General features: G+C 49.1%; 1 protein-coding gene. It reads right to left on the minus strand.

Features of this window, described 5'->3' with window-relative positions:
- On the minus strand, positions 1-252 hold a 252-nt coding region (locus RMT89_RS42470), incomplete at its 3' end, for a hypothetical protein (protein ID WP_315889104.1).
- Positions 253-281: the final 29 nt, after the last annotated feature.

Raw genomic sequence — 281 nt, forward strand, 5'->3', positions numbered from 1 at the left:
GCTACGTATTCCTAAGCGCTCTTTCTCGGCCTGAATTCGCGATGCAAAGAATTCACCGGTGACCTGGCGTTGAGAAAATTGGTTATAGACATCTTTGATGACTGGAGAGTTCTGAAGAAGCCACGCTCCTGGATCATCCTCCCTTGCCTTCTGCACCTGCGCAAACTTACTGGCAACTTGAGCATATCGCTGCTGCTTAAACGCAAAATCTGGATCGCTAACATCTGGCTTCATAGCATTTACTGCAGCCATGCCCTGCTGTACGTCACCTTGCACAATCG

It is taken from the genome of Streptomyces sp. P17 (assembly GCF_032436805.1).
Taxonomy (GTDB): domain Bacteria; phylum Actinomycetota; class Actinomycetes; order Streptomycetales; family Streptomycetaceae; genus Streptomyces.